Annotated in this window: 15 protein-coding genes; 5 read left to right on the forward strand and 10 right to left on the reverse strand. The window is 66.2% G+C overall.

Features of this window, described 5'->3' with window-relative positions:
* Positions 1-71: 71 nt before the first annotated feature.
* On the reverse strand, positions 72-653 hold the full coding sequence (locus ACK4SV_RS01990; protein WP_409916111.1) for a superoxide dismutase family protein: 582 nt from the start codon (positions 651-653) through the stop codon (positions 72-74).
* Between the two features lie 49 nt (positions 654-702).
* Here ACK4SV_RS01990 and ACK4SV_RS01995 point away from each other — a divergent pair, with 49 nt between their 5' ends.
* Positions 703-1,452, forward strand: coding sequence for a TlyA family RNA methyltransferase (locus tag ACK4SV_RS01995; protein ID WP_409916112.1), 750 nt, complete (start codon positions 703-705; stop codon positions 1,450-1,452).
* On the opposite strand, the gene ACK4SV_RS02000 is transcribed toward ACK4SV_RS01995, so the two are convergent.
* Positions 1,449-1,943, reverse strand: a complete 495-nt coding sequence (locus ACK4SV_RS02000; RefSeq protein WP_409916113.1) for a copper chaperone PCu(A)C — start codon at positions 1,941-1,943, stop codon at positions 1,449-1,451. The genes ACK4SV_RS01995 and ACK4SV_RS02000 overlap by 4 nt on opposite strands.
* A gap of 86 nt (positions 1,944-2,029) precedes the next feature.
* Positions 2,030-2,791: a glycine zipper domain-containing protein gene (locus tag ACK4SV_RS02005; protein WP_409916114.1), complete on the reverse strand. Its 762-nt coding sequence runs from the start codon at positions 2,789-2,791 to the stop codon at positions 2,030-2,032.
* Between the two features lie 116 nt (positions 2,792-2,907).
* Between ACK4SV_RS02005 and ACK4SV_RS02010 the strand changes: the two genes are divergently transcribed.
* Together ACK4SV_RS02010 and ACK4SV_RS02015 are read left to right on the forward strand one after the other, a co-directional pair.
* Entirely contained in the window at positions 2,908-3,978 is a 1,071-nt protein-coding gene (locus ACK4SV_RS02010) for a class I SAM-dependent methyltransferase (RefSeq protein WP_409916115.1), read from the forward strand.
* Positions 3,979-4,135: 157 nt separating this feature from the next.
* On the forward strand, positions 4,136-4,636 hold the full coding sequence (locus ACK4SV_RS02015) for a porin family protein (RefSeq protein ID WP_409916116.1): 501 nt from the start codon (positions 4,136-4,138) through the stop codon (positions 4,634-4,636).
* Between the two features lie 77 nt (positions 4,637-4,713).
* Here the strand turns inward: ACK4SV_RS02015 and ACK4SV_RS02020 are convergent, their stop codons facing one another.
* Positions 4,714-5,760, reverse strand: coding sequence for a hypothetical protein (locus tag ACK4SV_RS02020; protein WP_409916117.1), 1,047 nt, complete (start codon positions 5,758-5,760; stop codon positions 4,714-4,716).
* A 91-nt stretch (positions 5,761-5,851) separates the two neighbouring features.
* Positions 5,852-6,943 carry a chorismate synthase gene (gene aroC / locus ACK4SV_RS02025; RefSeq protein ID WP_409916118.1) on the reverse strand — a complete coding sequence of 364 codons (1,092 nt, stop codon included), beginning with the start codon at positions 6,941-6,943 and terminating at the stop codon, positions 5,852-5,854.
* Between the two features lie 84 nt (positions 6,944-7,027).
* On the opposite strand from aroC, the gene pdxH reads away from it, so the two are divergent.
* Positions 7,028-7,687: a pyridoxamine 5'-phosphate oxidase gene (gene pdxH, locus ACK4SV_RS02030; RefSeq protein ID WP_409916119.1), complete on the forward strand. Its 660-nt coding sequence runs from the start codon at positions 7,028-7,030 to the stop codon at positions 7,685-7,687.
* Positions 7,688-7,807: 120 nt separating this feature from the next.
* Here pdxH and ACK4SV_RS02035 read toward each other — a convergent pair whose 3' ends face one another.
* Positions 7,808-8,257, reverse strand: coding sequence for a hypothetical protein (locus ACK4SV_RS02035; RefSeq protein WP_409916120.1), 450 nt, complete (start codon positions 8,255-8,257; stop codon positions 7,808-7,810).
* A gap of 184 nt (positions 8,258-8,441) precedes the next feature.
* Here ACK4SV_RS02035 and ACK4SV_RS02040 point away from each other — a divergent pair, with 184 nt between their 5' ends.
* On the forward strand, positions 8,442-8,825 hold the full coding sequence (locus ACK4SV_RS02040; RefSeq protein WP_409916121.1) for a DUF4345 domain-containing protein: 384 nt from the start codon (positions 8,442-8,444) through the stop codon (positions 8,823-8,825).
* A 13-nt stretch (positions 8,826-8,838) separates the two neighbouring features.
* Here ACK4SV_RS02040 and ACK4SV_RS02045 read toward each other — a convergent pair whose 3' ends face one another.
* The 4 genes from ACK4SV_RS02045 to ACK4SV_RS02060 all read right to left on the reverse strand — a co-directional run bounded on the left by ACK4SV_RS02045 (position 8,839) and on the right by ACK4SV_RS02060 (position 12,291).
* Positions 8,839-9,420 carry an NnrU family protein gene (locus ACK4SV_RS02045; protein ID WP_409916122.1) on the reverse strand — a complete coding sequence of 194 codons (582 nt, stop codon included), beginning with the start codon at positions 9,418-9,420 and terminating at the stop codon, positions 8,839-8,841.
* 82 nt (positions 9,421-9,502) lie between these two features.
* Positions 9,503-10,354, reverse strand: coding sequence for a TIGR01459 family HAD-type hydrolase (locus ACK4SV_RS02050; protein WP_409916123.1), 852 nt, complete (start codon positions 10,352-10,354; stop codon positions 9,503-9,505).
* 34 nt (positions 10,355-10,388) lie between these two features.
* Positions 10,389-10,958 carry a hypothetical protein gene (locus ACK4SV_RS02055; RefSeq protein ID WP_409916124.1) on the reverse strand — a complete coding sequence of 190 codons (570 nt, stop codon included), beginning with the start codon at positions 10,956-10,958 and terminating at the stop codon, positions 10,389-10,391.
* Positions 10,959-11,061: 103 nt separating this feature from the next.
* Positions 11,062-12,291 carry an EAL domain-containing protein gene (locus ACK4SV_RS02060; RefSeq protein WP_409916125.1) on the reverse strand — a complete coding sequence of 410 codons (1,230 nt, stop codon included), beginning with the start codon at positions 12,289-12,291 and terminating at the stop codon, positions 11,062-11,064.
* Positions 12,292-12,363 lie beyond the last annotated feature (72 nt).

The following is a 12,363-nucleotide window of genomic DNA, read 5'->3' on the forward strand; positions in this document are numbered from 1 at the left end:
CCCATCGACTCGTGCAGGTCGTCTGGGGTCATCGTTACGGCCAATCCGGGCGACCGCAAGCCCTGCCGGTATCAGGGCTCGGCGCGCGCCACCACGCCGCACGCCACGCGCGGACCCGCTCCGCCAATCGGCTGGCTGCGATGGTCGTCCTCATTCGCGTGAATGATGATCGACAGCCCATCGCCGTTCAGCGCAGGCACCAGCTCGGTCAGCGTCGTGAACGCTTCATAGCCCGCCGAGCCATCTGACGCCGCCCAAACATTCGGCAGGTCGCCTTCCTCAGGCCCCTCAGGGTTCATCAGGCCATGCGCGCCAGGCGCTTTCCCGTGATGCCCGCCGGACAACATGTAGCTGCCGGGGTCGGAACAATCGCCCACCTCATGCAGGTGCAGCCCGTGCCAGCCCGGCGTCAGGCTGCCGGGGGCGAGTTCCATCCGGATCAGCACGCCATGCGGGCCCTGCTCGAACCGCGCCCAGCCGATCTCCAGCCCGTCGGCGCCCAGCATCGTCGCCTTGGCAACGGCCAGTTCCGGCGTGTGCGCCTCGGCGGCGCCGTGATCGCCATGATGGTGGGCATGGTCGCCATGCTCAGCCGTATGCGCGCAGGCGCCGAGGGCCAGGGCAGCGGCCCCCGCGAGTAACAGTCGGGTCATGATGAGGTCTCCTGTCGATTCCGGTGTGAGTATAGGGCAGTCTCCCCGCATGTCAGACCCTTCCGTGCCAGAAAAGGACCGGGCCGACCGGCTGCTCGTCGCCCTCGGCCATTTCCCGAGCCGCGCCGCAGCGCAGGCCGCCATCGCGGCCGGCCAGGTGCGCGCCGATGGCCGCACCGTGGCCAAGCCGTCCGAAACCCTGTTCCGCAGCGCAGAGATCGAGGCCGGCGCCGCCCATCCTTATGTCTCGCGCGGCGGGCTGAAACTCGCCCACGCCCTCGATGCATTCGGGACCGACCCTTCGGGCCTTACCTGCCTCGACCTCGGCGCCTCGACCGGCGGCTTCACCGATGTCCTCCTGCGGCGCGGCGCGGCCCATGTCACCGCCATTGATGCGGGCCATAGCCAGCTGCATCCCACCATCGCCGCAGACCCGCGCGTCACCTCGCTCGAACGCCTCAACGCCCGCGACCTTGCGCCCGCGCATATGAAATCCCCGCCGCAGCTCATCGTCTGCGATCTCAGCTTCGTGTCGCTCGCCAAAGTCCTCGCCGCCCCGCTCGCGCTCGCCGGGCCACAGGCCATTCTCATCGCGCTGTTCAAGCCGCAATTCGAGGTCGGCCCAGCCCATGTCGGCAAGGGCGGCATCGTCACCGATGACGACGCCACCGCCCGCGCCCTCGCGGCCTTCACGCAGTTCCTGGAAACTGAAGGCTGGCCGCCCGCGCCGCCGATCCCCAGCCCCGTCACCGGCGGTGACGGCAACCGGGAATACCTCGTCCTCGCCCGGAGACCTTAAAGCTGGCTGACCTTCAGGTTCAGCAGGACGACTTCATTCGTCCCGTCCTCGAACTCGGCGCGCACCATCACCGGCACCAGCTCGCCCTCGACCAGCTGGCTGCGGTCAATGCCGAAGAACATCAGATGGTCGCCGCCGCGGCGCAGCTCGTGCACGCCGTTGGCCGGCACGGTGAAATTCTCCACCTTGCGCATGGCCATGCGGCCTTCCTCGTCCATCGCATGGGTGTGCAGCTCGACGGCCTGCGCAAACGGGGCCTCGGCCTCCACAATGGTCACCGCCCGGTCATTGGCTGCAAATGTGCCGAAGCCAGCCGTCACATCGCGGCCCTCTGCCGGGATGAACACCACCCCGTCGAGGATCACCAGTGAGCCGATCATCAGCCCGCGCTCGGAGGCGGCCGGCTCATCGCCCGCAGGGGCAGAAGCGGGCGAGCAGGCGCCAAGCATCAGGGCAAGGGCCGAAAAGGCAGCGGAAGCGAAAAGGCGCATGAGAAGAGGCTCCGTCATTTAACGGCGCACACAATCATGCCGCTTTCACAAGCGCAACCGCGCAGCCCGCCGCGCGTCAGCGTGCCTCAATAGCCGTAGAGTTCCTCGCCGGCGCCAACATCGAGCACCCATTGCCCGGTCTGCGGGTCCTGGCAGACGGTGACCGGATCGCGGAACACCTGCCCGTCGGGCATCCGCGTCTCGCGGTGGATCACCCGGCAGCCATCCGGCCCGCTTGCCGGCCCCTGATAGCCACCCTGATAGCCGCCCTGATGCCCCGTCTGCGGCGCATAGACCGGCTGGGCGGGCTGGGACGGGAAGCTGGAGGTCGGATACCCCACCGGGCTGTGCGGATAGGGCGCTGTCGCGACAGGCGCGCCGCGCATCACTTCTGCCCCGCCATAGAGCCCGCGCGTCGATTGCGGGATCGAGCCGCTGGGCACAGCGACATAGTTCGACGGCGCATAGGCCACCTGGCAGTCCGGCCCGGAATTGCGCCCGATCTCGCTGCCCGCCACGCCGCCCAGCACCGCGCCAAGCGTCGCGCCGACAGCCACAGGCCCGGAATTCGACCGGCGTTCCCGATACGTCACCGGGGGCCCGCGCCGGCGGTACTGGGTCACATAGCGGTCATTGTCGATATTGTTGCCGATGGCCCCGCCGATCAGCGCCCCGGCCAGCGCGCCGACCACGGCGCCGGCGGTGCCATCCGATGATTTCTGCCGCTGGCACTGCACATTCTGCACCGGCATTGTGTTGTATCCATAGCCATACTGCGCGTGCGCCTCGCCCGTGCCTGCAAGGGCAAACAGGCCGGCGCTGCCTGCAAGGATCGCAACTCTGAGCATCCGGGTCTCCTTCGGCTGAGGCGAGACGCCTCCAAGATTTCCTCGTTCTTGCGCCCGTCAATCTGAACCGGACCTGAAGGCTGGACGCCGGGGCCCCGCCGCCTCATATCTGGTGCATGGGATGGCTCGATCTCGCAGCGAAAACCGCCGGACGGGCGCGCTATGCGGCCGGGCAGGGGCTGCGCGCGGCCTGGTATACCGGCCAGATGCAGGCCGCCCGCAGCCGCGCCGAGGGCTTCAACCGGCCGGGCGAGCCGGAATTCCGCCCCACGCGCGGCGCCCCGGACATGGCAGAGCTTCGCCGCGCCTATATCGAGCTGTTCGTGCAGGACCGGCTGAATGTCGAAGCCGGGCTTTATCCCGCGCCCGATGAGCTGCGCATCACAAGGCTGCCCCGCGCGCTGAAATCCGCCCGCGCCTTCCTGGAGGATGTCCGCGCCGTGGATGCCCGCCGCCTCGCCCGCGACGGCACCGAGGTGCGCGCGAGCCTGCCGGAAGGCTCCAACCGCTACCCCGCCTATTACCGCCAGAATTTCCATTATCAGTCCGGCGGCTGGTTCACCGATGAAAGCGCCGCGCTCTATGACACGCAGGTGGAGGCGCTGTTCTCCGGCACGGCCAGCGCCATGCGCCGCGCCGCCCTTGCCGAAATCGCGCGCGAGCTGCGCGGGCGAGACCAGCGCGCGGTGCGCCTCCTCGATGTCGCCTGCGGCAACGGCCTCTTCCTTGAAACCGTGCTCGGCATCTGGCCGAAGCTCAAGGCCGCCGGCCTTGATCTCTCACCTTCTTATACAGAAGCCGCCCGCGCCCGCCTCGCCCCCTGGCCGCAGGCGGAGATCATCGAGGACATGGCCGAAGCCATGCCGCTCGAGGCCGCCAGCATGGACATCGCCGTGTCGATCTACCTCTTCCATGAGCTGCCCCCGAAGGTGCGCCCGAAAGTCCTTGCAGAGATATTCCGTATACTGAAACCGGGCGGCCTGTTCGTTCTGGCCGACAGCCTGCAGTTCGCAGATCGTCCGGGTCTGGACGGTCTGCTCGAATATTTCCCGCATGGATTTCATGAGCCTTATTACAAGGGGTATCTTGCATGGCCGCTGGATGAGGCGCTCATCAAGGCCGGTTTCATTAAGGAAAAAGGCAATCTTGCCTTTTTGACCAAGGTCACCGCCTGGCGCCGGCCCTGATTGCGCCACCTTCATTAAATGCCAGTCATTTAGCGTGTTTTTCCGGCCACACCGGCCACGCTGAAACATCACATGACTGCATGGAAAGATGGCATGGGGCGTTTCCGTTGTTACCTGCGCTCAGCGTGAAAGCGCAGAACACGGAGAAAAGCAGAACATGAAACTTGCACTCGTCTCTCTCGCCACCGCCCTCATCGCAGCGCCCGCTGCCTTTGCCCAGAGCAATATCGAGGTCGGCGGCAGCTATTCGCACATTGATGTCGGCCCCGCAGACGTCGGCGCCCTCACCGGCCGCGCGACCTGGTTCGTCACCGACTATCTCGGCCTGGAAGGCGAAGCCTCCATTGGCGTCAAGGATGACAATGTCGGCCCCGGCAAGATCGAGCTCGACCACTCCATCGGCGCCTTCGGCGTGCTGCGCGCGCCCGTCACCGAACGGTTCGATATCTTCGGCCGCCTCGGCTATGCCAGGTCCGAACTCAGCGCCAGCGCGCCGGGTCTTGGCAGCGCCTCGGCAGACTTTGACGGCGTCGCCTACGGCGTCGGTGGCCGTTACTTCTTCACCGACCGGGTCGGCCTGCGCGGTGATTTCACCAAGTATGAAGGCGACAACAACGACGCGGACGTCATCTCGATCGGCGCCGTGGTCCGCTTCTGATCCGCGGCGACAGCCTCCCAAACTTACCTGGTAACCTTGAAGGCCCCGGAGCAGAACGCTCCGGGGCTTTTTTTGACCTACCAGGTCGGCGGCCGGCCCGTCGCCGCCCAGGGCAGGGCCACGGCCAGCGCCACGGAGACGACCAGCCCCAGGGTTGCCCGCGCAATGTCGGTGCCCACATCAAACGCCGCCTCGCGGCGCGAGCGCAGGCCCGAGACATAGGAAATCGCGATCTCCCGGCCCGCCAGCAGGCCCAGGAACACCCAGGTCGTCGACATCGGCACGTCGCTGATATCCTTGAAGATGAACAGGATGACGCCATAGATGAAGTCGATCAGCGTCGCTGCGCGGATGTCGGTCGTGTTGGTCTTGGAGGTGACGATCTTCTGGATCTCGCCGCCGCGCCGCGCAAAGATCCAGGCGTGCAGCACCAGCATCACGATGGTGGCAAACACCAGCATCCAGGGATCGAACATCACCTGCGTGCCGCTGCCATTCTGCACAGTCTGGCGCGGCAGGAAGACGAAGATGTTCGCAAGGTCCTGGATCAGCCATTGCGACCATAGGAACGCGGTGGACAGCCATTGCAGCGCGATCCAGTGGATCGGAACCGGGTTTTCCATCGTGCGCCGGATCCAGCGCTCCCAGGAATTGGCGACCGCGAGATAGACCAGCCCGCCGGCAAACAGCGCCACCAGGTATCCGACGCCGGACTTGATCAGCATGTCCAGCATCACGCCCTCGGTGGCGGCGCCGCCCGTCAGGGTGAAAATCGTCAGCACAAGGAAGGTCGTCGAGACCGGGATGCCGAACCGCGTCAGGATCAGCAGCGCCAGCGGGGGCAGGGCGTGCCACCACTGGATGCCCAGTTCCGGATAGGGGATGCGGTTCAGCCGCCCATAGGCGATGTCGCTGTTCAGCACGAAATAGCCATACAGCATCACCGCCACGATGATCGAACAGGCATACAGCCACAGCACCCACCAGGGCCGCTGGCTGTTGGACGACAGGAACGTGCCCAGCGTCTGGATCGCGTCATTGGCAACGATGGAATAGGCCGCGAGCAGGAAACCCAGAAGCGCAAAAAGCTCAATGCCGCCAAACGCCACCGGACCAACTCCCATATCTTTTGAACCCGCCCCGTCTCTAGCAGAGGGCCGATGACGGGCGCATGAGAGTTAGATGAAAGATTTGTGACAGCGACAGGAGCTGGTCTTACCGCCCCGTCTGCCCCCGATGGCGCAGCTTCGCATCCGCCAGCACGCAGGCGAGCATCGCCTCGGCCACCGGCACGGCGCGGATGCCCACGCACGGGTCGTGCCGCCCGATGGTGCGCACCTCCACCTCCTCGCCCTCGCGGGTGATGGAGCGCACATCATTGAGGATCGAGGAGGTCGGCTTGATTGCAAGGCGCAGCACCACATCCTGCCCTGTGGAAATCCCGCCCGCGACGCCGCCATTATTGTTGGCGAGGAAAGCCGGGCCATTATTGCCCGCGCGCATCTCGTCGGCATTCTCCTCGCCGCTCATCGCGGCCGAAGCAAAGCCTGCGCCGATCTCGACGCCCTTGACCGCATTGATGCTCATCATCGCGCCGGCGAGTTCCGCGTCGAGCTTGCCATAGACCGGCGCGCCCCAGCCGGCGGGCACCCCGCTCGCCTCCACCTGCACGATGGCGCCGGCCGACGAGCCCGCCTTGCGCACGCCGTCGAGATACGTCTCCCATTGCGCCGCCATCGCCTTGTCCGGGCACCAGAAGGGGTTGTTCTCCGTCTCGGCCCAGTCCCAGGCCTCAGGGTCAATCATGTGCGGCCCGATCTGCACGACCGCCCCGCGGATTACGATACCATCCCCCAGCACCCGCCGTGCCACCGCGCCGGCGGCCACCCGCGCAGCCGTCTCCCGCGCGGAGCTCCGCCCGCCGCCGCGATAATCGCGTACGCGATACTTCTGGTCATAGGCATAGTCGGCATGGCCGGGGCGGTAGCGGTCGCGGATCTCGCGGTAATCCTTGCTGCGCTGGTCGGTATTCTCGATCAGCAGGGAGATCGGCGTTCCGGTGGTCACGGGGCCGCCCGTGCGGTCATCCTCGAACACGCCGGAGAGGATCTTCACTTCGTCCGCTTCCTGCCGCTGCGTCACGAACCGGGACGTGCCGGGCCGCCGCTTGTCGAGGAATTGCTGGATGAACGCCGCGTCCAGCGCGAGGCCCGGCGGGCACCCATCCACCACACAGCCCAGCGCCGGCCCATGGCTCTCCCCCCAGGTGGTGACACGGAATAGGTGGCCGAACGTGTTATGCGACATGTGACAGGCTATCCCCTCGCGGTCTCCGGCCCCGTCCTATATGAATTAAAGCGCCTGACAAACCGCGAAAAGGGGCCAGCCCTCATGTCCTCCTCCGTCATCCCCCCCACCCCGAGCGCGTTGGACTATGCTGCCGAGGGCGACCGTCCGCTGATCCCGGCGGCGGAGGATCCCATTGCGCTCTTTGCCGCCTGGATGGCGCAGGCGCGCGCGACCGAGCCCAATGATTCCAACGCCATGTCGCTCGCCACCGTCGATGCAGACGGCCGCCCGGATGTGCGCATCGTGCTGCTGAAAGGCGTGGACGAGGCCGGCTTCACCTTCTTCACCAATCTCGAAAGCACCAAGGCCGTGCAGCTCGCCGCGAGCCCCGTTGCTGCGCTCGCCTTCCACTGGAAAAGCCAGCGCCGGCAGGTGCGTGTGCGCGGCTCCGTCACGCGCGTCACCGATGCGGAGGCCGACGCCTATTTCGCCTCCCGCGCCGCGCAGAGCCGTATCAGCGCGATCGCTTCCGACCAGTCCCGCCCGCTGGCCGACCGGGCCGTTTTCGAGCAGCGCATCGCCGAAATCTCGGCCATCTATGGCGACGACAAGGACATCCCCCGCCCGCCGCACTGGGGCGGCTTCCGCCTCGCGCCGCTGGAGATCGAATTCTGGCAGGACCAGTCCTTCCGGATGCATGACCGCCTCCGCTTCTACCGCAAGGACGCCGGCGGCTGGGCAACGGTGCGGCTTTATCCCTAAGCGGCGGCAGGCCCTCACCTCCCAGCCTCAAGCGCCACTGCCCCCTCTCCCATGTGAATGGGAGAGGGGGGGCCCGCGCCCGAAGGGCGTGGGAGGTGAGGGTCTTGGAAACGGCCGTCTTTATCTAACGCGCTTCAGCTCGAACGGACCCGACGGGCCGCCGCACGCGCACTCCGGCGGGTCGAGGCACTGCATCGACCAGTTGCCGGTGATCAGGTCTCCGGAATCGTTCAGCTGCCCTTCGCACATCCAGGGCCTGTGGGCGATGCTGCTGAGGTCAAACCAGATATCGAAGGCCACGAAGCTCTGGCGCCGCGACCCGCTGATGCTGAAGGTGCGGTTCTTTTCCGCCGTGTTCTGCGGATAGCCGAGCGAGCGGCCGGATCCGTCGAGCAGCGAGTCATTGACGCGCAGCACCGCCTTCAGAGGCACGCGGTAGCTGCGCCCCGTCTGGAAGTTCGCGGTGAAAATGCCTTCCCATGGGCTTTCCTGAAGCGGGTCCGGCACCGGAAAGCTCAGCTTCGGGCGCGCGATATCAAGTCGTGTTTCATAAGGCGTGAGAGGGGTCATTCATGGCTCCTTGACGCCCTCCCATGCGCGAGGATCAGCGCCAATTGAGGCAGGAATCTGGCAGATCGGCGCCGGAACACCGCCCTTACGTTGAATTAACCCCGCCGCCCGAAACACAAGATGACGCCCCCGTCATTTTCTGCCACATCTCCGGCGCCCATCAGACGCCAAGGGGGACCCCATCATGAAACTCGGCCTGCAGATCGTGCTCGGGCTTTTCTCGCTCATTCCGCTGGCCTTTGCCGTCATGGGGGTGATGAACGGCGCCGCCGGGCTCGACCCTGAAGGCAATCCCGGCGCCGCGCTGGACAACCAGTTCCGGTATCTCTCCGGCATGTATGTCATCGTCACGCTGCTCCTCTGGAGCATCATCCCGGATATCGAGCGCCAGTTCCGTACCGCCGCGATCATCTGCGCGGCCCTGTTCGTCGGCGGGGTTGCCCGCTTCATCTCGCAGGGCGCTGTGGGCCCCGGCCTGCCGGAGCAGGCCATCGGGATGTCCATCGAGCTTGGCGCGCCGCTCCTGCTGATCTGGCAGCAAATGGTCGCCCGCAAGGCCCGGGCCTGAGCGCCTCAGTCGTTCAGACCGGCAGCGCAGCGACGCCGAACAGCAGCGGGTGGAGCCAGAGGAGGATCGCGGCATAGGCCGCCGTCCCGATCACGATGGCGGCCACATCGCCCATCGCCGACACGGGCGTATCCGGCCCCGGGCCATTATCCCCGCGCCGTTTCAAGGCGATCCGGTCGATGACGCCATAGGCGAGGAAACTGCCGAACAGCAGCACGGAGTTGAGCTCCCCATTCGCCAGCAGGTGCCCCAGCGCCCAGATCTTCACCGCCGCCAGCATCGGATGTTTCGCGGCCTTCTTGATCCGGCCTGTCGGGGCATAGGCCGCCGCCAAGAGGATCATCGCGGGCAGCATCAGCACAAGGTTGAGGTGCGCCATCCAGACCGGTGGCTGGTAGAGGATCGGCGCGGGGCGGGCCGCGCCATAACCCCAGACGATCAGCGCAAAGCCTGCGATCGCGACCAGGCTGTAAAGCCCCATATACGGCCCCATCCCCATCTTCGCGCGGATGTCCTTGCCCGGCGCGCGGGATCGCACGGCGCTGAACAGATGGGTTCCGAAGAAGATGACGAGACCCAGGATCAGATAGGTCATGGCGGTGCCTCCCAGCAGTTTTGCTGGCAGGCTATCCTGATTTGGGGCTGAGCGGAATGCGCCGCTCCCGGCAGCAGAGAGATTACCAGCGCAGGCCGGTCATCGCATAGGTCGCCGGCTCGCCATAATCGGCCAGCAGGTCCGTCACTTCCGCGCGGAAGTCCGGCCCGTGCTGTTTGAGGCCCGTGCCGACATAGAGGCTGTCAAAGCCCTGCAGCCTTGCACCGCGCACATCCGTTGCCGGGCTGTCGCCGATGCAGAGCACATTCCTCGCCGGCGCGCCCATCGCAGCCACGCGCTCCAGCGCGAGCTCATAAATCGGCGCATGAGGTTTGCCAGGATAGATCACCGTGCCGCCGAGATCCTCATAGATGTCGGCCAGCGCCCCGGCGCACCAGTAAAGCTTGCCGCCGATGCGCACCTGCCGGTCGGGGTTGGCGCACAGCATTGGCAGGCCGCGATCGGTGCCCTGGTTGAGCTCGTCGCGGTAGTCTTCGGGCTGGTCGTTTACCTGGTCGCGCAGGCCGATACATAGCAGGAGGTCGGCCCGCGCGCTGTCGTCAAAGCGCAGGTCGAGGCCGTCATAAAGGAAGCGGTCATGCTCCCAGCCCTCATCCGCGCCGAGGCGCCAGATGGTCATGTCGCGCCGCGCGGCGAGTTCGCGCCGGGTTGCGTCGCCGGAGGACACGCAGGCATCAAACGCCGTGCGCGGGACGCCCAAGGGCTCGAAATAGCGCACCACCTGAGCCTCGGGCACCGGCGCATTGGTGATCAGGCACACCCGGCCGCCGGCCGCGCGGAAGTTCACCAGCGCCTCGCACGCCTCGGTGAAGGCGGCGCGGCCATTATGGATCACGCCCCAGACATCGCAGAGGATCGTGTCATAGCGTTCGGCAAGGGCCGACAGTCCGGCCGGAAAGGAAGGTGGGGTCATCGCCCGCGCGAGGTAGGCTGAGCCTGCGCCGCGGTCAATCGCCGATGCCGCAGGCCTCTGCCGGAAGCGGGTTCAGCGCCCAGACAACCGCCGTGGGAATCGACACAGGCAATGGCAGGAAACACCCGCGCAGGCGCCAGACGGCGGGCGGATCATCCGAGCCGAGCGCGGAAGGATTATATTCGCAGGAGAGAAGGTTCGCCGGATGGGTCTCGCGTGCGCCCAGCTCCACGTCCAGCAGCATGTGATAGGACCCTGTCGGCACCAGGATGCCGGTGGCCGGCACCGGCCCGAATTCGCATGTCCCCGCGGAGATGTAAGCGCCGTTCACCTGCACGAAGGAAGGCTCCAGCGGCGGGCGAAGCGTCAGATCTAGGCGCAGCGGAACGCCTTCGGTCATCGGGTCCAGCATGGCGGGCGGCAGGCCCTCGCTGGCCGCATCCGGCAGGATGGCGGTTAGCACGGTGTAGCCGGGGGCCTTCACGATGGCAGCCGGGGGCGCGGGGATGGCGAGGGCGGCTGGCTCCGGCCGCACGGTCTCGCTGGAATAGACGCAGGCGCCGAGCACCGCAGTGAGTCCGATTGCGAGAAGCGCCTGTTTCATCCTGTCCACCCGAGATGTGATTGCCCCTCAAGAGGGCGCTCAAATCCCGGCAAAATCAAGATGCACCTGACCTGCAAACGCGCCGCCCGTCAGGGGCAATTCGTCAGTGATAGTTCGACAGGCGCTCGATCAGCTCTCGCGGCGGGGCGGTGTCCTCCATCAGCGAGTTCTTGATCGGACGCGGAGCGCTGAACACATTGCCCTGCCCATAGGGCACATCGAATTCGAGGATTTCGACCACGCTGGCCTCATCCTCCATCTTCTCGGCGATCAGGTTGATGCCATAGCGGGTGAAGGCGGCGCCGACTTCTGCGGCGCTGAGCTTGCGGTTGAGCGCGGTCTGCGGGCGGGGCCCGCGCGGATCGCGCAGCTGGTCGATCAGCTGGCTGCCATTGATCTTCACGAAGCGCACGCCGGCGGCCTGAAGGCGCGGCAGGTCGAGGTCGAGCCCTGTGACATGGTCGATCGAGAAGCGGAAGCCCAGCGACGTCAGCCGGTCCATGTTCGCGCGCATGGCCGGCGAGCGGTTCTCGAACCGGTCGGCGGCAATCTCGAAGATCATCGAGCCGGACAGGTCGCGGTTTTCGGTCATCACGTCATAGAACATCGGAAAGAAGGTGGGGTCTTCCAGCGAAGCCGTCGAGACATTGCAGAACACGCCGACGCGGCGGTCGCGCTCGGCGAGGCGCCGGACGATCTGCACGCAGCGGAACAGCATGAAATTGTCGATCACGCCCATCAGGTTGGCGCGGCGCGCGGCATCGAGGAAATCGGCCGGGGTGATGTGGCTGCCATCGGGCCGGCGCAGGCGCGTGAAGCCCTCATAGAAGGCGACCCGGCGATGGGGCAGCGAGACGATGGGCTGCAGGTGCAGGTCCACCCGGCCATCCTTCAGGGCATCGCGCACATCGCGCAGCGCCGCATCCTCGACCGGCATGGTGCGTTGCCGGGTCTGGCTGTCGGTCAGGCGGGTCTCGAAGGTCTGGGTCAGCTTGGCGATCAGGCCTTCCAGCTGGCGCATCTCGCTGACGAGGGCATCGCGGCGCTCGGTCAGCTCGACCTTGATGGTCTCCTCGACCGCTTCGGTGCGCGCCTCCACCACATCCTGCCGGCGGCCGATGTCGGTGACATCGCGCTCCACCGTGTCGATCCGGGCATTGATCTGCCTGGCCGTGCGGCTTGAACGGACGAGCACATGGATCTGGATCAGCAGGGCTGCGGTGACCGCGCCGCCGGACACCGACAGCGGCAGCCCGATGGTTGTCAGCGCGAAGAGGCCATACCCCACGCCCACCCCGGCCGCGAGATAAAGAAAGATCAATACAATCGTCATCCGGTCAGCACCCGTAATCAGCCCTCGAATCTTAACATTATCTCAAAAGAAGTTAACGAAATGCTGGCGTTT

Origin of the sequence: Hyphomonas sp., from assembly GCF_046313735.1 — a bacterium.
Taxonomy (GTDB): domain Bacteria; phylum Pseudomonadota; class Alphaproteobacteria; order Caulobacterales; family Hyphomonadaceae; genus Hyphomonas.